Origin of the sequence: Pseudomonas sp. B21-023 (assembly GCF_024749165.1) — a bacterium.
Classification (GTDB): domain Bacteria; phylum Pseudomonadota; class Gammaproteobacteria; order Pseudomonadales; family Pseudomonadaceae; genus Aquipseudomonas.
The window spans coordinates 3800029-3824226 of the sequence record NZ_CP087190.1; the positions used below are offsets into that span (position 1 = coordinate 3800029).

The 24198-nt window shown below is 66.9% G+C and carries 14 protein-coding genes; 9 read left to right on the forward strand and 5 right to left on the reverse strand.

What is annotated here, in order from left to right; genetic code table 11:
* Window positions 1-40: 40 nt before the first annotated feature.
* The 3 genes from LOY42_RS17070 to gnd all read right to left on the reverse strand — a co-directional run bounded on the left by LOY42_RS17070 (window position 41) and on the right by gnd (window position 4646).
* Window positions 41-1837 (reverse strand): glycoside hydrolase family 15 protein, encoded by a 1797-nt coding sequence (locus LOY42_RS17070; protein ID WP_258598565.1) that lies wholly within the window; start codon window positions 1835-1837, stop codon window positions 41-43.
* Between the two features lie 316 nt (window positions 1838-2153).
* A complete protein-coding gene (gene zwf / locus LOY42_RS17075; RefSeq protein WP_258598567.1) occupies window positions 2154-3662 on the reverse strand; it encodes a glucose-6-phosphate dehydrogenase in 1509 nt (502 codons plus the stop codon).
* Complete coding sequence (gene gnd / locus LOY42_RS17080; RefSeq protein WP_110698609.1) at window positions 3663-4646, reverse strand: phosphogluconate dehydrogenase (NAD(+)-dependent, decarboxylating); 984 nt, start codon at window positions 4644-4646, stop codon at window positions 3663-3665.
* Between the two features lie 197 nt (window positions 4647-4843).
* Between gnd and LOY42_RS17085 the strand changes: the two genes are divergently transcribed.
* The 9 genes from LOY42_RS17085 (at window position 4844) to LOY42_RS17125 (ending at window position 18574) form a co-directional block, all read left to right on the forward strand.
* Window positions 4844-5011, forward strand: coding sequence for a DUF6026 family protein (locus LOY42_RS17085; RefSeq protein WP_219730232.1), 168 nt, complete (start codon window positions 4844-4846; stop codon window positions 5009-5011).
* 495 nt (window positions 5012-5506) lie between these two features.
* Window positions 5507-7066, forward strand: a complete 1560-nt coding sequence (gene glgA / locus LOY42_RS17090; RefSeq protein WP_102684443.1) for a glycogen synthase GlgA — start codon at window positions 5507-5509, stop codon at window positions 7064-7066.
* Window positions 7067-7080: 14 nt separating this feature from the next.
* Window positions 7081-8823, forward strand: a complete 1743-nt coding sequence (treZ, locus tag LOY42_RS17095; RefSeq protein ID WP_139672109.1) for a malto-oligosyltrehalose trehalohydrolase — start codon at window positions 7081-7083, stop codon at window positions 8821-8823.
* On the forward strand, window positions 8820-10889 hold the full coding sequence (gene malQ, locus LOY42_RS17100) for a 4-alpha-glucanotransferase (protein WP_139672114.1): 2070 nt from the start codon (window positions 8820-8822) through the stop codon (window positions 10887-10889). Before treZ ends, malQ begins: the two co-directional genes overlap by 4 nt.
* Window positions 10886-13660: a malto-oligosyltrehalose synthase gene (locus LOY42_RS17105; protein WP_258598569.1), complete on the forward strand. Its 2775-nt coding sequence runs from the start codon at window positions 10886-10888 to the stop codon at window positions 13658-13660. Before malQ ends, LOY42_RS17105 begins: the two co-directional genes overlap by 4 nt.
* A 17-nt stretch (window positions 13661-13677) precedes the next feature.
* Complete coding sequence (locus LOY42_RS17110) at window positions 13678-13920, forward strand: DUF2934 domain-containing protein (protein ID WP_139672120.1); 243 nt, start codon at window positions 13678-13680, stop codon at window positions 13918-13920.
* 156 nt (window positions 13921-14076) lie between these two features.
* Window positions 14077-16230 carry a glycogen debranching protein GlgX gene (gene glgX / locus LOY42_RS17115; protein WP_102684448.1) on the forward strand — a complete coding sequence of 718 codons (2154 nt, stop codon included), beginning with the start codon at window positions 14077-14079 and terminating at the stop codon, window positions 16228-16230.
* 165 nt (window positions 16231-16395) lie between these two features.
* On the forward strand, window positions 16396-17178 hold the full coding sequence (locus LOY42_RS17120; RefSeq protein ID WP_139672126.1) for an endonuclease/exonuclease/phosphatase family protein: 783 nt from the start codon (window positions 16396-16398) through the stop codon (window positions 17176-17178).
* A gap of 319 nt (window positions 17179-17497) precedes the next feature.
* Entirely contained in the window at window positions 17498-18574 is a 1077-nt protein-coding gene (locus LOY42_RS17125) for an autotransporter outer membrane beta-barrel domain-containing protein (protein ID WP_102684450.1), read from the forward strand.
* Window positions 18575-18669: 95 nt separating this feature from the next.
* On the opposite strand, the gene glgB is transcribed toward LOY42_RS17125, so the two are convergent.
* On the reverse strand, window positions 18670-20880 hold the full coding sequence (gene glgB, locus LOY42_RS17130; RefSeq protein ID WP_139672129.1) for a 1,4-alpha-glucan branching protein GlgB: 2211 nt from the start codon (window positions 20878-20880) through the stop codon (window positions 18670-18672).
* The gene (gene treS, locus LOY42_RS17135) at window positions 20881-24198 is read right to left on the reverse strand and encodes a maltose alpha-D-glucosyltransferase (protein ID WP_258598572.1); all 3318 of its coding nucleotides are present in this window, start codon (window positions 24196-24198) and stop codon (window positions 20881-20883) included.

Genomic DNA, 24198 nt, shown 5'->3' on the forward strand with positions numbered 1-24198 from the left:
GGAGTACAGCCAGGGCGAAGGCAACCCTACCGTGTCACCATCAACTGCCTCCCGCCCGATCCCGCACCGGACACTGCGCCCGGTGCAGGTTCAGCGCCGTATTGATGATGCCGATATGGCTGAACGCCTGCGGGAAATTCCCCAGCATCCGTTTGCCCACCGGGTCGTACTGCTCGGCCAGCAATCCCACGTCATTGCACAAAGCCGTGAGCCGTTCATAAAGCCCCTGTGCCTCCTCCTGCCGCCCCAGCAGCACGTAGACATCCGCCAACCAGAACGAACACACCAGGAACGTCCCCTCCCCTGGCGTCAGGCCGTCGCTGCAACTGTCGCTGTCGTAGCGCAGCAGCAGGCCGTTGCGCAGCAGGCGGGTTTCGATCTGTTCGAGTGTGCGCAGGAAGCGTGGATCGTCGGCGGGCAGAAAGCCGGTCAGGGCAATTTGCAGCAGGCTCGCGTCGAGCTCGGTCGAGCCGTAGGCCTGGACGAAGTGGCGCCCGTCGGCATCCAGCCCGCGGCGGCAGACCTCGTCACGGATCTGGTCCGCCACCTGGCGGTAATGTCGCCCCCGTTCACGCCCTTCCTCGGTGGTGTCGGCCAGGCTCGCCGAGCGGTCGAAGGCAACCCAGGCCATGACCTTGGAGTGCACGAAGTGCTGGCGACCGCCGCGCACCTCCCACAGCCCCTCGTCGGGCTCGCGCCAGGTGCTTTCAAGGTACGGCAGGATCGAGCGGGCGATGGCGGCGCTGCGCGGATGCCGCGGCAGCCCGCCCTTGATGGCCTGGGTCATGGCGTCGGCCAGTTCGCCGTAGATATCGAGCTGCAACTGCTCGGAAGCGGCATTGCCGACCCGCACCGGCTGCGAATGCTCGTAACCGGCCAGCCAGGGCAGGCTGAACTCCGGCAGGTCGCGCTCCCCCGCCAGCCCATACATGATCTGCATCTGCTCGGGGTTGCCCGCCACCGAGCGCAGCAGCCACTCGCGCCAGGCCTGGGCCTCGTCGAAGTAGCCAAGGTTCATCAGCGCCAGCAAGGTCATGGTGGCGTCGCGCAGCCAGCAGTAGCGGTAGTCCCAGTTGCGCTCGCCACCGACACGCTCGGGCAGCGAGGTGGTGACGGCGGCGACCATGCCCCCGGTGGGCGCGTAGGTCATGGCCTTGAGGGTCAGCAGCGAACGGCGTACCCGCTCGGTGTATGGGCCGACGTCGGGGCAGCGGGCGGCGAAGGTCTGCCATTGGTCGATTGTCTGCTCGAGGTCGTGGTCGACATCGCAACCGGGCTGCACAGGCAGGTGCGAGGGCTGGTGGCAGAGGCTGAACACCTGGCGCTCACCGGCGCGCACGCGAAACCGGGCGACGCTGTGGTGGTCCCGGCCATGGGTCTCGGTGCTGCTGCGCAGGATCAGGCGATCGGGGCCGGCAACCGCGCTCAGGGTCAGCGGGTCGAGTTTCTCCACCCAGGGCACGCTGCGGCCATAGTCGAAGCGCAGCACCAGGTCCATCTCGAACGCCGTCTCGCCGGCCAGGCCCTCGACAATGCGCAGCACAGCATTGGGTTCGCCCAGGGGCATGCAGTCGAGCACGCGGGCGCGACCGCTGGCGGTGGTCCAGGTGGTTTCCAGTACCAGGGTGTCGTCGAGGTAGCGGCGGGCGCTGTGATCGACCGGGTCGCTGGGGGCGATGCGCCAACGGCCGTTTTCCTCGTTGCCCAGCAATGCGGCGAACACCGCGGGAGCGTCGAAGCGTGGCAGGCACAGCCAGTCGAGGGCACCGTCGCGGTTGATCAGGGCGGCACTGCGACAGTTGCCGATGAGGGCATAATCTTCGATCAGGGCGGGCATCGCGGGTCCTCAGGCGGTGGGCGTGAGTTTGGATGCCGAAGGGGGATTGCAGGTTCCGTTGCGATGCACTCGGTGCAGGCTACCGAGGCGTTCGAATCGATGCGCAAGAACATTGATCCACGGCACAGACCCACTGTTGCGCTGTGTTAGAAATACCGGGCCAGTGGTTTCCTGACCTGAGTGATTTGTCGACGATCTCGTTGCCGGACTGGAAACTGTTCTGCAACGAGGAGAATATTGCCAGGATCGAACCTACCGGCGGCCTGTAGGGCACACCTGCGCACCTACCGCCAACGGCGGTAGGCTCGCCGCAAACTCATCCCAGCCTGTGCCACTCGCGCTTGTCCCGCGCCAGCAGCTCGTCGCCGGCCTCGGGGCCATCCTCTCCCGCCGCATACTCATGCACCTCGCCACCCTCGGCCGCCCAGGCATCGAGGAACGGCTGCACGGCACGCCAACCGTTCTCGATATTGTCGGCGCGCTGGAACAGGGTCTGGTCACCGGTAAGGCAGTCGTAGATCAATGTCTCGTAGCCGGTCGCCGGGGTCATCTTGAAGAAGTCCTTGTAGGCGAAACCCAGCTCGACATTCTCCATCACCAGCTCCGGCCCCGGGCGCTTGGCCTGCAGGTCGAACCACATACCTTCGTTGGGCTGGATCTGGATCTTCAGGTAGTTGGGCTTGGGCCGCTCCAGTTCGCTTTCGCGGAACTGCGCGTAGGGCGCCGGCTTGAAGCAGATGGCGATCTCGGTGTCGCGCACGCTCATGCGCTTGCCGGTACGCAGGTAGAACGGCACCCCCGCCCAGCGCCAGTTATCGATCATCACCTTGAGGGCGACATAGGTCTCGGTCTGGCTGTGCGGGGCGACATTGGCCTCCTCGCGGTAGCCGGGGAGTTTCTTGCGGCCCTGCTTGCCGGCGCCGTACTGGCCACGCACGGAATTGCGCAGGGCCATTTTCTGCGACCAAGGGCGAATGGCGCCGATCACCTTGGCCTTTTCACCGCGTACCGCATCAGCGCCGAAGGCCGCCGGCGGCTCCATGGCGACCATCGCCAGCAGCTGGAACAGGTGGTTGGGCACCATGTCGCGCAGGGCGCCGGTATTGTCGTAGAACGCCCCGCGCGTCTCGACGCCGACGGTTTCGGCGGCGGTGATCTGCACGTGGTCGATGTAATGATTGTTCCAGAACGATTCGAACAGGCCGTTGGAGAAACGGCTGACCAGGATGTTCTGCACGGTTTCCTTGCCCAGGTAATGGTCGATGCGGTAGATCTGCCGCTCGTTCATCACCTTGAGCAGGCAAGCGTTCAGCGCTTCGGCGCTGGCAAGGTCAGTGCCGAAGGGTTTCTCCACCACCACCCGGCGAAAGCCGCCACCCGACTCGTCGAGCAGGCCGGCGTCGCCCAGGCGCTGGGCCACCTCGGGGAAGAAGCGTGGCGAGGTGGCCAGGTAGAAGATGGCATTGCCATGGCCGGTTTTAGCGATGCGCCGAACCAGGGCCTGGTAAGTCTCGGGGTCGAGGAAGTCGCCGGTCTGATAGTCCAGGCGCTTGGCCAGTCGCGCCCAGCGCTTCTCGTCCAGGCACTTGGCATGCCCTTCCACGCCCTTGTCCCGCGCCTGCATGAACGCATGCAGGCGCGCGGCAAAGTCCTCGGCCGTGGCCGGGTTGTGGTCGACCCCGACGATACGCAGGTTGCGGTCGAGCAGGCCGTCACGGCTGAGGTTGTACAGCGCCGGCATCAACAGGCGCTTGACCAGGTCGCCGTTGGCGCCGAACAGGAACAAGGTGCATGGCGGCGCCGCGGGGATGGTCGTTCTAGTCATCTAGTCCTTCTTTTTCTCGACGTGGCCGCCGAAGCCCAGGCGCATGGCGGAGAGGATCTTGTCACCGTAGGTGCCCTGCTGCTGGCGCGAGCGGAAGCGGGCAAACAGCGCGCTGGACAGCACCGGCACCGGCACGGCCTGTTCGACGGCGGCGTCGATGGTCCAGCGCCCTTCGCCGCTGTCCGATACCGAGCCGCTGAATTCGGTCAGTTGCGGGTCGGCGACCAGCGCGTCGGCGGTCAGGTCCAGCAGCCAGGAGGTGACCACGCTGCCGCGGCGCCACACTTCGGCGATCTCGGCGACATTGAGGTCGAAGCGCTGTTCTTCCGGCAGTTCCGGGCCACCCTTGCTGCGCAGCAGGTCGAAACCTTCGGCGTAGGCCTGCATCAGGCCGTACTCGATGCCGTTGTGCACCATCTTCACGTAGTGACCGGCGCCGGGCGGGCCGGCGTGGATATAGCCATGCTCGGCGCGCTCGTGCTCGCCGCTGCGGCCCTGGGTGCGCGGAATGTCGCCGACGCCCGGGGCGAGGGCCTTGAACAGCGGCTCCAGGCGCTCGAACACCGCCTTCTCGCCGCCGATCATCATGCAGTAGCCACGGTCCAGGCCCCACACGCCGCCCGAGGTGCCGACGTCGAGGTAGTGCAGGCCACGCTTGCCCAGCTCGGCGGCGCGGCGCACGTCGTCCTTGTAAAAGGTGTTGCCACCATCGATGATGGCGTCGCCCGGCTCGAGCAGGTCGGCCAGTTGCGCGATGGTCTGCTCGGTGATTTCGCCCGCGGGCAGCATGACCCACACCGCGCGCGGCGCCTTGAGTTTCTGCACCAGCGCACCGAGGTCGTGGGCGCCGACGGCCCCCTCGCCTTCCAGGGTGGTGATGGCTTCGCGGTTGCGATCGTGGACCACAGTGCTGTGACCTGCGCGCATCAGGCGCCTTGCGATATTGCCGCCCATGCGGCCAAGCCCGATGATTCCCAGTTGCATGTGCCGACGCTCCCGTTGGTTTTGCTTTACAACAATTGAAGATTTCAGATTAGTCCAGCGTTCTGGCGTAGGGTTCACCGACGAACGGGGCGACAACGATAAACAAAAAAGTTCCCAAGGGCCTGCAAAGAATTCAGAATGCGCGCCGCGTGAAGCGTCTACGCTTCAAAATGTCACCAGCCATGCGAGGTGTGCCCATGGGAACCCTGATGCCTGCCACTCCCACCCAGACCCTCTATGTCACCGTGCGCCGCGATGAGCTGCGCCAGTTGAAGGATGAGCGCGATCACCTGCGCCAGCAGGTCGCCCAGCTGAACCTGCTGCTCGAACAGGCCCGTTTGCAAGGCAAGGCCGCCGGCCTCTGACTCACCGCCCCTCTGCGTGGGAGCTGCCAGGCTCCCACCTCGCCTCAGCTTCCCTTCCTGATTGCGTTGTGCCGCGTCTGTCGCGAATCCGCTGCGCCTACGCTGGCTAGCCTCATATTTTGCAACAACTCGCCAACGTTTGCGCGTCTAAACAGTCGCGACAAAAATGACCAACGGGTCACTTTCATGCCGCTTCGTCTCCTACACTCCAGATTCGGCCCGCGTTTTGCTCGGAAAAAGTGACGTAAAAAAGTCGAACTTTCCAAAACACGGGCAGGTCAGGACTTAAGTAGGGCCGACGCAAAGGACTGCCTGACGCCAGGCCCGCACACCCCAACCAGTCCATACGTCTTTCGGCGGGAATGCCGAGCGTGTCGTGCCTGCGCGCACGAATCTGGGGCAAGGAATGCACTACGAAGATGCAACAACGATCAGAGAGCAGACCCACGAGCCAACGCCAACGCCAAGCAAACAGAACAAGGGACGGAGAGAAGTATGATCAGTGCCGCTGTCGAACCTCACGTAGAGTCATTCAACCCGGATAACCGCGAGCCGCTGCCATCGGCACTCGCCCCGACAGTCAAGGCACCCGGCGCGCAGCGCCAGCACAATCCGAACAAACGCAAGATCCTGTTCGTCACCTCGGAGATTGCCGACCTGGTCAAGACCGGCGGCCTGGGCGACGTGTCCGCTGCCCTGCCCCGTGCCCTGGCGCACCTGCACGATGTGCGCGTGCTGATCCCCGGCTACCGCCAGGTGGTCGAGAGCGACAACCCCATTCACATCGTCGGCGAGCTGGGCGGCCACGCCGCGCTGCCGCCGTGCAAGATCGGCCGCATGGATCTGGCCGACGGCCTGGTGATCTATGTGCTGATCTGTCCCGAGCTGTACCAGCGCGACGGCACGCCCTACGGCGCCAACAACGGTCGCGACTGGCCCGACAACCACATCCGCTTCGCCCGCCTGGGCCTGGCCGCCGCGGAAATCGCCGCCGGCGAAGGCATGGCCCACTGGCGCCCCGACCTGGTGCACGCCCACGACTGGCCGGCCGGCCTGGCCCCGGCCTACATGCACTGGCGCGGCCTGAGCACCCCGACCTTGTTCACCATCCACAACCTGGCCTACCAGGGCGTATACAGCCGCGGCTGCAGCCCGGAACTGGCGATCCCCGACCACGCCATGCAGCAGGAAGGCATGGAGTTCTACGGCAAGCTGTCGTTCCTCAAGGCCGGGCTTGCCTACGCCAGCCATATCACCACGGTCAGCGCCACCTACGCCCGGGAGATCACCACCCCTGAGTTCGGCTGCGGCCTGGACGGTTTTCTCGCCAGCAAGGCCCAGCAGGGACTGCTCGGCGGCATCCCCAACGGTATCGACGAAAGCTGGGACTCGGCCACCGACCAGCACCTGGACCACAACTTCAGCATCAACGACTGGGAGGGCAAGGCGCGCAATGCCGACCAGGTACGCGCGCTGTTCGGCCTGCAAGCAAGCGAGGGGCCGCTGTTCGCCGTGGTTTCGCGGCTGGTCTACCAGAAAGGCCTGGACCTGACCCTGGGGGTGGCCGACTACATCGTCGAACAAGGCGGCCAGATCGCCATCATCGGCCGTGGCGAACCGGAGGAAGAGCAGGCCATGCGCGAACTGGCCCTGCGTCACCCCGGCCGCATCGGCGTGCGCATCGGTTTCAACGAGACCGACGCCCGGCGCATGTTCGCAGGCAGCGACTTCCTGCTGATGCCGTCGCGCTACGAGCCCTGCGGCCTGAGCCAGATGTACGCCCAGCGCTTCGGCTCGCTGCCAGTGGCGCGCAACACCGGCGGGCTGGCCGACACCATCGAGAACGGCGTGACCGGTTTCCTGTTCAACGACTCCACCGAGGACAGCTATCGCGAAGCCCTGGGCCGCGCCTTCTATGTGTACGGCAAGAAGCACCTGCTCAATGCCATGCGCTGCCTGTCGATGACCCAGCCATTCAACTGGTGCCAGGCGGTGGAACCCTATGCGCGCCTGTACGAAGACCTGGTGAAGCAGACGCAGCACGCCCATTACTGAGCGGAGAGCCGATGATGCACAAGCATGGCGCACAGTTGCTGGACGCCACGTCGGCGCGCTTCGCCCTGTGGGCGCCGGATGCGCGCAGCGTGAGCGTGGCGATCGGCCAGCAGCCGCCCGTGGCACTGCTGCCCGACGACGATGGCTGGTACACCGGCGTCGCCCCTTGCCAGGCGGGCGAGCGCTATCAATTCGTGATCGACGATGAACAGCGGGTTGCCGACCCGGCCTCGCGCTGCCAGCCCGAGGGCGTGCATGGGCCCAGCGAGCTGGTGGACATCAGCCGCTACCCGTGGCACCACGCGTGGCAAGGCCGTCCGTGGCACGAGGCGGTGATCCAGGAGCTGCACGTGGGCCTGTTTGATGGCTACCACGGCGTGGCCCAGGTGCTGCCACGCCTGGCCGGGCTGGGCATCAGCGCCATCGAGCTGATGCCGCTGGGGCAGTTCCCCGGTGAGCGCAACTGGGGCTATGACGGCGTGCTGCCGTTCGCCCCCCAGCACAGCTATGGCCGCCCCCAGGACCTGTGCGCGCTGGTCGACGCCGCCCATGGCCAGCGCTTGATGGTGCTGGTGGACGTGGTCTACAACCACTTCGGCCCGGACGGCAACTACCTGCACCGCTACGCCAGCCCGTTCTTCCGTGAAGACCGCCAGACACCGTGGGGCGCGGCCATCGACTTCCGCCGCGCCGAGGTGCGCGAGTTCTTCATCCAGAACGCCCTGATGTGGTTGTGCGACTACCGCTGCGACGGCCTGCGCCTGGACGCGGTGCACGCCATCGACCAGCCGGACTTTCTCGTCGAGCTGGCCCAGCGGGTACGCGCCACGGTCGAGCCTGGGCGGCAGGTCTGGCTGGTGCTGGAGAACGAGCACAATCAGGCCATGCTGCTCGAGCAAGGCTTCGACGCGCAGTGGAACGACGACGGCCACAACGCCCTGCACGTACTGCTGACAGGCGAAACCGAAGGCTACTACGCCGACTACAAGGACCGGCCGATCGACCAGCTGGCACGCTGCCTGGCCGAGGGTTTCGTGTTCCAGGGCCAGCCCGACCGCCACGGCAGGCCCCGCGGCGAGCCCAGCGGCCATCTGCCGCCCAGCGCCTTCGTGCTGTTCCTGCAAAACCACGACCAGGTCGGCAACCGCGCCCTGGGCGAACGGCTGTCCCGGCTCTGTCCGCCGCAGGCCCTGAAGGCCGCCACCACCCTGCTGCTGCTGGCACCGATGATCCCGCTGCTGTTCATGGGCGACGACGACGGCAGCCGCAAGCCGTTCCTGTTCTTCACCGACTTCCACGACGCGCTGGCCGACGCCGTGCGTGAAGGTCGCCGGGGTGAGTTCGCTCATTTCGAGGCCTTCGCCGACCCGCAGAAGCGCGAGCAGATACCCGACCCCAATGCCGAGGCCACCTTCGAGACCTCCCGGCCGCGGCAACAGGAGGTGCTGGCCGGCTGGCACGGCCTATACCAGCAACTTCTCGAACTGCGCAGGCGTCACGTCACCCCACATCTGCCCGGCACTCGCGCCGAGGGCTGCGAGGTACTCGGCGCCAAGGCGCTGACCGCCCGCTGGCGCCTGGGCGACGGCCAGCAGCTGCGCATCGACCTGAACCTCGATACCCAACCCCAGCCGGTCACCTTGCCGGCACTGCCCCGCCGCCTGTTCGACAGCAGCGACAACGCCCACCCCGACTCGAGCCTCGCCGCGCACAGCTGCGTGGTGAGCCTGCTGCCCCCCGACCAGGAGACGCCATGAGCGCAGAGCCCCTTCACCGCCTGGCCGCCCGGGCAGGCCTGGCCCGCGACTGGATAGACGCCAATAACCGCCCGCAGCAGGTCAGCGATGACGTGCTGCGCCTGGTGCTCGCCGGCCTTGGCCACCCGGCCGGCAACGCCGCCGACATCGACGCCAGCCTGCGCGCCGTGGAGCAGGCCGAAGACAGCGAGCACCTGCCACCGCTGCTGACCGTGGACATCGACCAGCCCCTCGACCTGCAGCGTTACTTCAGCGCCGCCAGCCAGGTGCGCTGCAGCCTGGAAGACGGCAGCCAGCGCAGCCTGACCCTGGACGCCCAGGCGCGGCTGCCGGCCGGGTTGCCCCTGGGCTATCACCGCCTGGATATCGATGGCCGGACCTGCACCGTGGCCGTGGCACCGGCGCGTTGCCATGCCCTGCAAGACTGCGTGGAGCAACCCCCGCCCCGTTGCTGGGGCCTGGCCGTGCAGCTGTACAGCCTGCGGCGCCCCGGCGATGGCGGCTTTGGCGACTGCCTGGCACTGGAACAACTGGCGCGCCACGCCGCCGAGCGCGGCGCCGATGCCCTGGCCATCAGCCCGATCCACACCCTGTCGGCCTTCGACCAGCACCACTACAGCCCCTATTCGCCCTCCAGCCGCCTGCTGCTCAATGTGCTCTATGCCAGCCCCGGCGTGGTCTTCGGCGAACGCGAAGTGCGCATGGCCATCGAGGCCTGTGGCCTGGAGGCGACCCTCGAAGCGCTGGAGCAGCATACGCTGGTGGACTGGCCCAGGGCCGCCGATGCCCGTCTGCGCCTGCTCGAAGCGCTCTACCGGCACTTCAGCCAGGGCGAGCACCCCTTGCGCGCGGACTTCGACAGTTTCCGCGCCAGTGCCGGCGAGCAACTGGAACACCACTGCCGCTTCGAAGTACTGCAGGCCGAAGCGGTGAGCAGCGGCCTGGGCGCGGACTGGCGCAACTGGCCCAAAGCCTGGCACAACCCCTACGACCCCGAGGTCGAGGCCTTCGCCAACGCCTACCCGGCCCGGGTCGAGTTCCATGCCTTCTGCCAGTGGCTGGCCGAGCGCAGCCTGCAACGGGCCCAGGACGCGGCGCGCGGCAACGGCATGGCCGTGGGCCTGATCGCCGACCTGGCAGTGGGCGCCGACGGTGCCGGCAGCCAGGCCTGGAGCCGCCAGGACGAACTGCTGGCCGAACTCAACGTCGGCGCCCCGCCCGATATCCTCAACCGCGCCGGGCAAGACTGGGGCATCTGCGCGTTCTCTCCCGAAGGCCTGCGGCGCAACGGCTACCGCGCCTTCATCGAAATGCTGCGGGCCAACCTGGCCCATGCCGGCGGCCTGCGCATCGATCATGTGATGGGCCTGCGCCGCCTGTGGCTGATCCCCCGTGGTGCCCGGCCCAGCGAAGGCGCCTACCTGAATTACCCGCTGGACGACCTGCTGCGCCTGCTGGCGCTGGAGTCGGCGCGACACCAGGCGATCATCCTTGGCGAGGACCTGGGCACCGTGCCCGAGGGCCTGCGCGAGCGCCTGGCCGACAAGGCCGTGCTGGGCATGCGCGTGCTGCCGTTCGAGCAGCAGCCGCCCGGGCGCTTCACGCCGATCCTCGACTGGCCGGACAACGCCCTGGCCACCACCGGCACCCATGACCTGGCCCCACTCGCCGGCTGGCTGGCCAGCCGTGACATCGACTGGAGCCATCGCCTGCAACTGATCGACGCCGCCACAGAGCTGCACTGGCGCCACACCCGGGCCCTGGAGCGCGACGGCCTGCGCCGAACCCTGGAGCAGAACTACGGGCCACTGCGCGACGATTCGGCGCTGATCGACGCGGCGATCCGCTACGTCGGCCATACCCGCGCACCGCTGGTGCTGGTGCCGCTGGAGGACCTGCTGGGCAGCGACGAGCAACCCAACCTGCCCGGCACCACCACCGGCCATCCCAACTGGCGCCGCCGCTTCAAGGCGCCAGTACGCGAACTGCTGGACGACGAGGACGCCGTCCGGCGCCTGGAACTGCTGGCCCAGGCCCGCGAACAAGCCTGGGAGCGTGACCGATGAAACCCTTGACCGCCACTCTGCGCCTGCAACTGCACAGCGACTTCACCCTCGACCACGCGGTACCGCTGGTGCCTTATTTCGCCCGGCTGGGTATCAGCCACCTTTACGCCTCGCCCATCCTCACCGCCCGCGCAGGCTCGCGCCACGGCTATGACGTGGTCGACCCGACCCGGGTCAATCCCGAACTCGGCGGCGAGGCGGCGCTCGAACGCCTGGTGGCCGCCTTGCGCCAGCATGGCATGGGGCTGATCGTCGACACTGTGTCCAACCACATGGCCGTGGGCGGCGCCGACAACCCGTGGTGGCAGAGCCTGCTGGCCTGGGGCCGGCGCAGCCCCTACGCGGAATTCTTCGATATCCAGTGGCATTCCAGCGACCCGTTGCTGGCCGGGCAACTGTTGCTGCCGTTTCTCGGCAGCGACTATGGCGCCTCCCTGCACAACGGCGAGATCCCGCTGACCTTCGATGCGCAGCACGGGCGCTTCGAAGTCGCCCACCATGAGCACCGTTTCCCGATCTGCCCACTGGACTACCCACGCATCCTCGGCCAGGCCGAGGACCCGCGCCTGCAAACACTGGCCGCGCACTTCAGCGCCCTCGGCGAGGCGGCCGACCCTCTGGCCGAGGCCCAGCCGCTACACCGCGAACTGGCGCGCCTGGCCGCCGCCGGCGCGGATCCGCAACCCGCCCTCTCTGCCTTCGACAGCCGCGGCGAAGTAGGCTTCAAGCGCCTGCACCTGCTGCTCGAGCGCCAGACCTACCGCCTGGCCAGCTGGCGCACCGCCGCCGACGACATCAACTGGCGGCGCTTCTTCGACATCAACGAACTCGGCGGCCTGCGCGTGGAGCGTGCCGTGGTGTTCGAGGCCACCCACGCCAAGCTGTTCGAGCTGATCCAGCGCGGCCTGGTCGATGGCCTGCGCATCGACCACATCGACGGCCTCGCCGATCCGCGCCGCTACTGCCGCAACCTGCGCCGCCGGGTCGATTCGCTGCTGGCGCGACGCCCCGTCGATGCCGCGCTGGCGCACTTCCCGATCTACGTGGAAAAGATCCTCGGCGCGGGCGAACACCTGCACCGCGACTGGCTCACCGACGGCACCACCGGCTACGAGTTCATGAACCAGGTGTCGCTGCTGCAGCACGACCCTGCGGGCCAGCCCGCCTTGGACGAACTATGGCGCAGCACCAGCGAGCGTCCCGATTTCCCCGAGGAGGTGCGCATTGCCCGGCACCTGGTGCTCAACGCCAGCCTGGCCGGCGACTGCGAGTCGGTGGCCCAGGCCCTGCTGCAGGTGGCCCGCGACGACCTGATGACCCGCGACCTCACCCTCGGCGCCATTCGCCGGGCGCTGCAGGCGCTGGTCGAGCACTACCCGGTGTACCGCACTTACATCAACGCCTGCGGCCGGCCCGCCGAGGACGAGGCGTTCTTCCAACAGGCGCTGGCCGGGGCGCGCCAGTCGCTGGGGGAGGCCGACTGGCCGCTGCTCGATCAGCTCGAACGCTGGCTCGGTGGCCAACCCTGGCGGCACCTGCCGCCGGGCCGGCCGCGCAAGCACCTGCGCCACGCCTGCGTGCGCTTCCAGCAACTGACCGCTCCCAGCGCCGCCAAGGCCGTGGAGGACACCGCCTTCTATCGATCCGCCCGGCTGCTGTCGCGCAACGACGTGGGCTTCGACGCCGAGCGTTTCGGCGCCGATACGGCCTGGTTCCACAACGAAGCCCAGCGCCGCCTGCGCGACTTTCCCGACAACCTGCTGGCCACCGCCACCCACGACCACAAACGCGGCGAGGACTGCCGCGCGCGGCTGGCCGTGCTCAGCGAACGCGCGCCTTGGCTGGCCAGCCGCGTCGAGCACTGGCGCGAGCTGGCAGCGCCGTTGCGTGAGGAACTGGACGATGGGCAGGCGCCAAGCCCCGGCGACGAGCTGCTGCTGTTGCAGACGCTGCTCGGCAGCTGGCCGCTGGACCTCGACCTGCATGCCCCGCAAGCCCTGAAATGCTACGCCGAACGCCTTGGCCAATGGCAATGCAAGGCCCTGCGCGAAGCCAAGCTGCGCAGTAGCTGGGCGGCCCCCAACGAACGCTACGAGCGTGCTTGCGCGGCCTACGTCGACGGCCTGCTGCTGGACGAGGAAAACCAGCAGCTGCGCCAGTCCCTGCATGAAGCCGCGCAGCGCTTGGCCTGCCCCGGCGCCTTGAACGGCCTGGTGCAGTGCCTGCTGCGCATGACCACCCCCGGCGTGCCGGACCTGTACCAGGGCAACGAGTACTGGGACCTCTCGCTGGTCGACCCGGACAACCGTCGCCCGGTGGATTACCCGGCAAGGCGCGCCAGCCTCGAAGATGGCACGCCCCTGGCCGAGCTGCTCGCTCACTGGCGCGATGGCCGCATCAAGCAGGCCCTGGTGGCCCGTGTGCTGGACGCCCGCCAGGCCCATCCAGAGCTGTTCCAGCGCGGCGCCTATCTGCCACTGACCGTGCAGGGCCGCCACGCCGACCAGGTGCTGGCCTTTGCCCGCCTGGGCCAGGGCGAACGCGCCATCATTGTCGTGCCACGGTTGGCCAGCGCCCTGCTGGGCCCGGCCGCCACCCCGTTGATCCCGGCACAGAACTGGGACGATACCCGGCTTGTACTGCCGTTTGCCTTGTCGCCTGCCAACTGTTCGGGACTTTTCGGCGGCGGTGCTGTCACCCCTTCAAGGGAGCTGATGTTGAGCACCGTGCTGGCCGAGTTTCCGGTCAATGTGTTGATTGATCATGCCTAACTGTATTCAGGAGCGTCGTGATGAGTGTCGATGAAAAGCGTATTCGCGAGTTCGCGTATCAGATCTGGGAGTCGGAGGGTAAGCCTGAGGGGCGCGAGGCGGAACATTGGGACAAGGCGCGCAAGCTGGCCGAGGCCGAAGCGCTGGCCCCCAAGGCGCCACCACGCAAGAAGACAGCGGCCAAGCCGAAGGCCGCTCCCCCCGTGGAAAAACCGCTCCCGGTGAAAAAAACCAGAGCAGTGAAGAAGCCGGCAGTCTGAATTCGTCGTAGTACCTGTACCGGCCTCATCGCTGGCAAGCCAGCTCCCACAGGGTCCGTGCAGACTTCTCAGGTACCGCTGTACCTGTGGGAGCTGGCTTGCCAGCGATGGGCCGCACAGCGGCCCCGCTTCCGACCACGGACCATGAGGACCGCCATGAGCCCCCGCACCCCGAAGAAAACCCGCTCCGTCGCCCCATCGCGCATTCGCGAAGGCCTGCCCTTCCCCCTCGGCGCCACCTGGGACGGCCTTGGGGTCAACTTCGCCCTGTTCTCGGCCAACGCCACCAAGGTCGAGCTGTGCCTGTTCGACGCCACGGGCGAAACCGAAATCGAGCGCATCGAGCTACCCGAGTACACCGACGAGATCTACCACGGCTACCTGCCCGACGCCCACCCGGGCCTGGTCTACGGCTACCGGGTGCACGGACCCTACGAACCGGAGAACGGCCACCGCTTCAACCCCAACAAGCTGCTGATCGACCCCTATGCCAAGCAATTGGTGGGCACGCTGAAATGGTCCGAGGCGCTGTTCGGCTACACCATCGGCCACCCCGACGGCGACCTGTCGTTCGACGAGCGTGACAGCGCGGCGTTCGTGCCCAAGTGCAAGGTCATCGACCCGGCCTTCACCTGGGGCCGCGACCAGCGCGTGTCGATCCCGTGGGAGCGCACCATCATCTACGAAGCCCACACCCGCGGCATCAGCATGCGCCACCCGGCGGTGCCCGAGCACCTGCGCGGCACCTTCGCGGGCCTGGCCAACGACGAGCTGCTGGCTCACATCAAGGAGCTGGGCGTGTCGAGCATCGAGTTGCTGCCGATCCACGCCTTCGTCAACGACCAGCACCTGCTGGACAAGGGCCTGAACAATTACTGGGGCTACAACAGCATCGCCTTCTTCGCCCCCCACCCGCGCTACCTGGCCAGCGGCAAGATCGCCGAGTTCAAGGAGATGGTCGCCCACCTGCACGACGCAGGCCTGGAGGTGATCCTCGACGTGGTCTACAACCACACCGCCGAAGGCAACGAACGCGGCCCGACCCTGTCGATGCGCGGTATCGACAACGCCTCGTACTACCGCCTGATGCCCGACGACCGGCGCTTCTACATCAACGATTCCGGCACTGGCAATACCCTCGACATGAGCCATCCACGGGTACTGCAACTGGTCACCGACTCGCTGCGCTACTGGGCCGGCGAGATGCATGTGGATGGCTTTCGCTTCGACCTGGCGACCATCCTCGGCCGCTATCACGACGGCTACAGCGAGCGCCACGGCTTCCTCGTCGCCTGTCGCCAGGACCCGATGCTCAGCCAGACCAAGCTGATCGCCGAACCCTGGGACTGCGGCCCGGGCGGCTACCAGGTGGGCAACTTCGCCCCGGGCTGGGCGGAGTGGAACGACCGCTTCCGCGACACCGTGCGCAGCTTCTGGAAAGGCGATGAAGGCATGCTCGCCGACTTCGCCGCGCGCATCACCGCCTCGGGCGACCTGTTCAACAACCGCGGCCGGCGCCCCTACGCCTCGGTCAACTTCGTCACCGCCCACGACGGTTTCACATTGCGCGACCTGGTGTCGTACAACGACAAGCACAACGAGGACAACGACGAGAACAACCAGGACGGCACCGACAACAACCTGTCGTGGAACTGCGGCGTCGAAGGCCCCACCGACGACCCGGCGATCAACGCCCTGCGCATGCGCCAGATGCGCAACTACTTCGCCACCCTGCTGCTGGCCCAGGGCACGCCGATGATCGTCGCCGGCGACGAGTTCAGCCGCACCCAGCACGGCAACAACAACGCCTACTGCCAGGACAGTGAGATCGGCTGGGTGAACTGGGACCTGGACGAGGACGGCCAGGCGCTGATGGCCTTCGTCAAGCGCCTGACCCGACTGCGTCTGGCCTATCCGATCCTGCGCCGCTCGCGCTTCCTGGTCGGCGACTACAACGAGGCGATCGGGGTCAAGGACGTCACCTGGCTGGCCCCGGACGCCAGCGAGATGACCGTCGAGCAGTGGGAAGATCCGCACGGGCGTTGCCTGGGCATGCTGATGGATGGCCGCGCCCAGGTCAGCGGCATCGCCCGGCCCGGCGCCGAGGCGACCATGCTGCTGATCGTCAACGCCTACCACGACGTGGTGCCGTTCACCCTGCCGGCGGTGCCGGAGGGCGACTACTGGAGCTGCCTGGTCGACACCGACCGGCCCGAGCTGCGCAAGGCGCAGCATCTGGCGTTCGATACGGTGTTCGAAGTCAAGGGGCGGTCGTTGCTGCTGATGGTGTTGCAGCGGGAGGAGGACTGAACCTGCAATGGGCCTTTCGGTCCTACACTGTAGCCTTGATCGCCAACGCTGCCCCCTGTAGGAGCGGCTTTAGCCGCGATCCAGACGCCGCGATGCAGGGCACCCGCTTCGCGGGTGATCGCGGATGAATCCGCTCCTACAGGGGACGTGTCAACAGGAGCCGCCGTGAGCAGTCCAGGTTTCGCCAGCGTCAGCCAGGCCCCGGCCGTGCACCGGGTCAAGGTGCTGACGGTCAACACCCACAAGGGCTTCACCGCCTTCAACCGACGCTTCATCCTGCCGGAGCTGCGCGAGGCGGTGCGCAGCACCGGGGCCGATGTCGTGTTCCTCCAGGAGGTGCTCGGCAGCCACGACCGCCACGCCGCACGCTACCCCGGCTGGCCCCAGACCTCACAGTACGAGTTCCTCGCCGACAGCATGTGGAGCGACTTCGCCTACGGCCGCAACGCGGTCTACCCCGACGGCCACCACGGCAACGCGCTGCTGTCCAAATACCCGATCATCGAGCACCGCAACCTCGACGTGTCGATCACCGGCCCCGAGCGCCGCGGCCTGTTGCACTGCGTACTGGACGTCCCCGGCCAGCAGCAGGTGCATGCCATCTGCGTGCACCTGTCATTGCTCGAGCGGCACCGGCAGAAGCAGCTGCACCTGCTGCGCCAGTTGCTCGACGCCCTGCCCGCCGACGCCCCGGTGATCATCGCCGGCGACTTCAACGACTGGCGGCTGCGCGGCAACCGCACCCTGCGCCTGCACCGCGACCTGCACGAGGCCTTCGAGCGCCATCATGGCTTGCTCGCCCGCACCTACCCCGCCCGCCTGCCCCTGTTGCGCCTGGACCGCGTGTACCTGCGCAATGCCGACAGCCACGCGCCGAGAATCCTCGGCAACAAACCCTGGACCCACCTGTCCGATCACTTGCCACTGGCGGTGGAGGTACGCTTGTAGCAACGATTCGGCATAGCGGCGTGGCGGCAAATCACCATTGTCGATATGCGGGAATAAATTTCCAATTGATTCAATAATTTGTGCAGCCAAACAGGCATTTCGCGATCATTTCACGCTTTCTTGACGCAAGCGCCGTCCTCTCCTTAGCTGAACAGTAATCACCAGATGGAAAATCTCGTGCCGGGCCTCTAGCTCGCGCCCTCGTGCGCGTTCCAAGAAGCTGGCGCGCTGGTTTGGGTCGCCCCTGTTCTTGTCGTACAGCTCGTGACATCAGGCCAGGTATCGGGCTGTTCACTTCACACACAACAGGAGATCCGCCATGAAAAGCACCTCGAATCCCTCGCGCTTCGACGCTTTTTTCTGTGCGGTTTCCACGTCGCTGCTCCTGGCAACCCCGGTGGAAACCTTCGCGTTCGAACTGCAGGAGGGCGAGCCCTTCGCCCCCTTCCTGGCGCAACCCGAGGTGCCGCGACTATCGCTCGATCCAGTCAGCGCCAGCGGCCTGAGCCAGGGCATGCTCAGCGCCTTTTCCGAGCGCATGGGTGAGCGCCACGGCCAGCCCGACAGCGATCATATTGCCAGCCAGTGGGCGCAGTTCTTCCCCGGCGCGCCGCGCCCGGGCGCCCAGCCACCGGCGCAGGTGGAGGCCCCGAGCCAGCAGATGATGATCGGCCCGGACCTGTTCGTGCGTGAAACCAGCGCCGGCAACGTGCACCGCGCCGGCATCTTCGTCGGCCACAACAACCTGCAGAGCAGCTTCAATGGCATGCGCCCGCTGCTCGGCGACAAGCAGCGCGACGCGGTCAACCTCAGCGGCGAGAGCCTGGGCGTGTACTGGAGCATGACCCACGAACAGGGCTGGCACGTGGACGCCGTGGCCATGGGCACGCGCATCGACGTCAACGGCCGTTCCCAGGCCGGCCAGCGCCTTGACGACAGTGGCCACGCGATGACCTTCTCGGTGGAGGGCGGCTACCCCATTGGCCTGGGCGCCGGCTGGGTGATCGAGCCCCAGGCACAGTTGATCAACCAGCAGTTCTTCCCCGGCAGCCAGGTGCAGGAAGAGACCCTGCAGGCCTTTGACAGCCAACCCAGCTGGAGCGGCCGGGTCGGCGCCAAGCTGTCGGCGCGCTACGAGGTGCGTGGCATGCCCATCGAACCCTATGTGCGCACCAACGTCTGGTACGACTTCAGCAACGCCGACCCGGTGAAGCTGGACCAGGTGGACAAGATCTCCAGCTCGCGCAGCGCCGCCACGGTGGAACTGGGGTTGGGCCTGGTGGCCCGGGTGACGCCGAACGTGGCGCTGTTCGTCAGCGCCGATTACAGCTCCGATGTGGATGACAATGACCTCAATGGGCTGATCGGCAGCCTGGGGGTCCGGATGCGCTGGTAAGCAGGCTCGGCCTCATCGCCGGCAAGCCAGCTCCCACAGGGATAGCACTCTGTGGGAGCCGGCTTGCCGGCGATGAGGCCAGGACAGCCGACACATCAGGCCGGCTTCATCACCAATACCCCCAGCGGCGGCAGGTTCAGCGCCAGCGACAATGGCTGGCCATGGCTGGCGACCTCATCGGCCACCACCGCCCCGAGATTGCCCACGTTTGACCCGGCATACAGCTCGGCGTCGCTGTTGAGCAGTTCCACCCAGTGCTCGCCAAACGGCACGCCAATGCGGTAGCCCTCCCGCGGCACCGGGGTGAAGTTGGCCACCACCAGCAGCGGCTCGCCCTGGCTGCTCCAGCGCAACCAGGCATACACGCTGTTGTGCGCATCGTCGCCGATCAGCCACTGGAAACCCTGGGGCTGGCAGTCCTGCTCGTGCAGCGCGGGCAGTTCGCGGTACAGGCGGTTGAGGTCGGCGACCAGCTTCTGCACGCCCTGGTGCTCGGAGTACTGCAGCAGGTACCAGTCCAGCTGCTGGTCGTGGTTCCACTCGCGCCACTGGCCGAACTCACACCCCATGAACAGCAGCTTCTTGCCCGGATGGGTCCACATGAACGCCAGGTAGGCGCGCAGGTTGGCGAACTTCTGCCAGCGATCGCCGGGCATCTTGTCGATAAGCGAATGCTTGCCGTGCACCACTTCGTCGTGGGAAATGGGCAGGATGAAATGCTCGGAATAGGCGTAGATCAGCCCGAAGCTCATCTCATTGTGATGATAAGTGCGGTGGATCGGGTCGTTCTGGATGTAGTGCAAGGTGTCGTGCATCCAGCCCATGTTCCACTTGTAGGCGAAGCCCAGGCCGCCCTGCTGCACCGGCTGGCTGACGCCGGGCCAGGCGGTGGATTCCTCGGCGATGATCAGCGCGCCCGGCGCTTCATGGGCGGCAACGCTGTTGAGGTGGCGGATGAAGTCGATGGCTTCGAGGTTCTCGCGCCCGCCGTGGCGGTTGGGCACCCATTCACCAGCCTTGCGCGAATAGTCGCGGTAGAGCATCGAGGCCACCGCGTCCACGCGCAGGCCATCGATGTGGAAGTGCTTGAGCCAGTGCAGCGCCGAGGCCAGCATGAATCCGCGCACCTCGTTGCGCCCGAGGTTGTAGATCAGCGTGTTCCAGTCCTGGTGAAAGCCTTCCAGCGGGTTCTCGTATTCGTACAGGGCAGTGCCGTCGAAACGCGCCAGGCCATGCTCGTCGGTGGGGAAATGCGCCGGCACCCAGTCCAGCAGCACGCCGATGCCGCCCTGGTGGCAGGCATCGACGAAGAAGGCGAAGTCCTCGGCGCTGCCATAGCGTGAGGTCGGCGCGAACAGCGACAGCGGCTGGTAGCCCCACGAGCCGCCGAAGGGGTGCTCCATGATCGGCATCAGCTCGATATGGGTGAAACCCAGCTCCTGCACATATGGCACCAGGCGCTCGGCCAGTTCGCGCCAGTTGTAGTAACGGGCGACTTCGCCGGCATCGTCCAGCTCGCAGCGCCAAGAACCGACGTGCAGCTCGTAGATCGACAGCGGCGCGCTGTAGGCGTGGCGCTGGGCCCTGTGTTCCAGCCACTGGCCATCGCGCCATTCATGGGCCAGGGCGCCGGCCACCTTGGAAGCGGTGCTCGGCGGCAGTTCGGTGGCGCGGGCCAGGGGGTCGGCCTTGAGGGGCAGCACGCCATCATGGCCGAGCACTTCGAACTTGTAGGTCTCGCCCACGCCAAGGCGCGGCACGAACAGCTCCCACACCCCGGCGCCATGGCGCAGGCGCATGGGGTGGCGACGGCCATCCCAGTTGTTGAATTCGCCCACCACCGACACCCGCCGGGCATTCGGCGCCCATACCGAAAAGCACACGCCGGCGACCCCATCCACCTCGGTCGGCTGGGCGCCGAAACGCCCGGACAGGTCGCGGTGGTTGCCCTCGGCAAACAGGTACATGTCCATCTCGCCCAACTGCGGGCCGAAGCTGTAGGGGTCCTCGGTGACCTGCTCGCCACCGGCCCAGCCGATCTGCAGCAGGTAGGGGACCGCCTGGTCCAGGTGCGCGGTGTACAGACCGGGCACGCCGCCCTGGCGCATCTCGGCGAGTACCCTGCCGTCGTCGCGGGCCAGCACGCGCACGCTCAGGGCACTGGGCAGGAAGGCCCGGATGAACTGGCCGCCCGCACCATCGGGGTGCGGGCCGAGTACGGCGAACGGGTCGGCGTGCTCGGCGCGGGCCAGGGCATCGAGGTCCCGTTGCCGAAGGCCGCCGTTGTCACGCGTGGTTGCATTCATCTATGACTCTCCCCAGGTACTGATCAGTCCATGCAGGCCATGCAAAGGCACGGCCAGCCAACTTGGCCGGTTCTCGGCTTCATAGGTAATTTCGTAGGCGGCCTTCTCCAGGCAGAACAGCTCCAGCGCGGCGCGCTCGCCCTCGGCCTGCTGCCAGGCGTGGGGCATGGCGGCGGTGGCCAACCCGTAGGCTTCGACGAAGGCATGGCGCGACTGGTGCAGGTACTGCCGGGCGACCCGCTGCCGGGCCTGGCGCGCCGCCTCGGAGAGGTCTACCGCCGAGGCGCTGCGCAGGATCATCGCAGCAGCATAGTCGAAGGATCGCAGCACACCGCTGACATCCTTGTACGGGCTGTGTTTGGCCCTGCGTTCATCCAGCGGTCGCGCCGGTTCGCCCTCGAAATCGATCAGGTAGGCGTCGCCCTGCACCACCAGCACCTGGCCCAGGTGCAGGTCGCCGTGCACCCGCATCAGCAGCCCGCCCTGGGCCTGGTGTGCGAGATTGTCGACATGCTGCTGCAGGCCTTCGCGCTGTTGCTGCAGGTCGTCGACCAGGGCCTGGCTGTCACTGTCCAGGGTGTCACGGTGCTGGGCGAGCAAGTCGAGGGCATGGCTCAGTTCGGCACTGATCTGGCGGCTCCAACGCTCGCTGTCGCGGGCGTCGCTCGGGCGTGAGCGGAACGCTTCGTCGTCGCTCGGCGCGGCCAGCAACAGGTGCATCTCGCCCAGGCGCTGGCCAAGCAAGGCGGCAAAGCCGGTCAGCTCGGCCAGGGCATCGGTGTGCGCCTCCTGCTCGACGCTGGTGGGCTCCATCTGGTCGCGGATCGCCCGTTCCAGGGTGTTCTGCGTCCAGTCCCAGGCATCGCCCTGATTGCTCAGGTAGCCCTGGGCGATCATCAGCAGATGCGGCTGCTCGCTGTCGTCCTCGCGGCTGACCCAGGCCAGCAGCGGCGAGATGTTGGCAAAGCCAGCGGCGGTCAGGTAGGCGCTCATCTCTAGCTCCGGGTGGATGCCCGGATTGACCCGGCGGATCAACTTGAGCACCAGGCTGCCGCCGACCACCACCGAGCTGTTGGACTGCTCGGCGCTCAGGTAGCGCACCTCGCTGTGCTCATCGAGCTGCAACGCAGCCAACTGTTCGGTGCTGTGGAAGCGCAACTCGCCCAAGCCCTCGCCACAGGCCAGCCGCAGGCCGTCCTGGCAGCCCTGGAGCACGGCGCGAATAAAGGGCTCTAGCACGAAAGCATCGGTGATCAACCCCACCTGACGGCCACGGCGCACCCGCGACAGCGCCAGCTGCTGGGGCAGCGCGGCATTGATCTGCTCCTCCGGCAACAATCCGAAGGGCAGCTGGTAGTGGGTGACCACGCCCTCGCTGTACACCTCCAGCTCGCCAAGCAGCACCGGCAACGCCGGGGTGGCCATGCGCACACCGTAGCGCAGGCGGACCTCGTCGACCGGCCCTTCCTTGCCGGCGAACCAGCGGCGCTTGGGCAGGTACTGCGGCAGGATCGCTGCCTGCAACGTCTCGCGGGCCGGTGATTCGAGCAGCTCCTCCATGCGCTTGCGCAACACCAGGGTGGTCAGCTCGGGCAGGCCCTCGCTGGGCTGGATATGCCAGCTGGGCATGCGGTCGTGGCTGGCCAGCAGGAACCAGTAGAAGCCGTAAGGTGGCAACGTCAGCAGGAACGGCAGCTGGCCGATGGGCGGGAAGGCGCTGCCGCCGAGCATCTCCACCGGCACCTTGTCAGCGTACTGCGACAATTCCAGCTCGGCGGCCTGGGCGGCCCGCGAGACGTTGGCCACGCACAGCACGATCTCGACATTGCCCTCGGCATCGGTGTACTCGCGGATATAGGCCAGCACCCGCCGGTTGCTCGGCGTGAGCATCTTCAGGCTGCCGCGGCCGAAAGCCTTCTGCTGCTTGCGCACCGCCAGCAGCCGGCGGTTCCAGTTGAGCAGCGAATGCGGGTCGTGGGCCTGGGCCTCGACGTTGATCGTCTGGTAGCCGTACAGCGGATCCATGATCGGCGGCAGCACCAGACGCTGCGGGTCGGCCCGCGAGAAGCCGCCGTTGCGATCCGGCGACCATTGCATGGGGGTGCGCACGCCATCGCGGTCACCCAGGTAGATGTTGTCGCCCATGCCCAGTTCGTCACCGTAGTACAGCGTCGGCGTGCCGGGCATCGACAGCAGCAGGCTGGTGAGCAGCTCGATACGCCGCCGGTCGCGTTGCAGCAGCGGCGCCAGGCGCCGGCGAATCCCCAGGTTGATGCGGGCGCGGCGATCCTCGGCGTAGTAGTTCCACAGATAGTCGCGCTCGCGGTCGGTGACCATCTCCAGGGTCAGCTCATCGTGGTTGCGCAGGAAGATCGCCCACTGGCAGTTGGCCGGGATCTCCGGGGTCTGGCGCAGGATGTCGGTGATCGGGAAGCGGTCTTCCATGGCCAGGGCCATGTACATGCGCGGCATCAACGGGAAGTGGAAGGCCATGTGGCATTCGTCGCCGTCGCCCTCGCCGAAGTACGGGCGGGTGTCCTCGGGCCACTGGTTGGCCTCGGCCAGGAGCATGCGGTCGGGGTAGTTGGCGTCGATTTCGGCGCGGATCGCCTTGAGCACCACATGGGTCTCGGGGAGGTTCTCGTTGTTGGTGCCGTCGCGCTCGATCAGGTAGGGGATGGCGTCCAGGCGCAGGCCGTCGACGCCGATGTCGAGCCAGAAGCGCATCACCCCGATCACTGCCTTGAGCACCTGCGGGTTGTCGAAGTTGAGGTCCGGCTGGTGCGAGTAGAAGCGGTGCCAGAAGTACTGGCCTGCCACCGGGTCCCAGGTCCAGTTGGACTTCTCGGTGTCGAGGAAGATGATGCGCGTGCCGTCGTACTTCTGGTCATCGTCCGACCACACGTAGAAGTCCCGGGCCTTGCTGCCGCGCTTGGCATGCCGGGCGCGCTGGAACCAGGGGTGCTGGTCGGAGGTGTGGTTGATGACCAGCTCGGTGATCACCCGCAGGCCGCGCTTGTGCGCCTCGGCAATGAAGCGCCTGGCGTCGGCCATGCTGCCGTAGTCCGGGTGCACGGCCTTGTACTCGGCAATGTCGTAGCCATCGTCGCGCCGTGGCGAGGGGTAGAACGGCAGCAGCCAGAGGGTGTTGACGCCAAGTTCCGCGATGTAGTCGAGCTTGCCGATCAGGCCTGCGAAATCGCCGATGCCGTCGTTGTTCGCATCGAAGAACGATTTCACGTGCAGTTGGTAGATCACCGCGTCCTTGTACCACAGCGGATCGTCGATGAAGGCTGCCGGGCGGGAACGCTTGGCCAT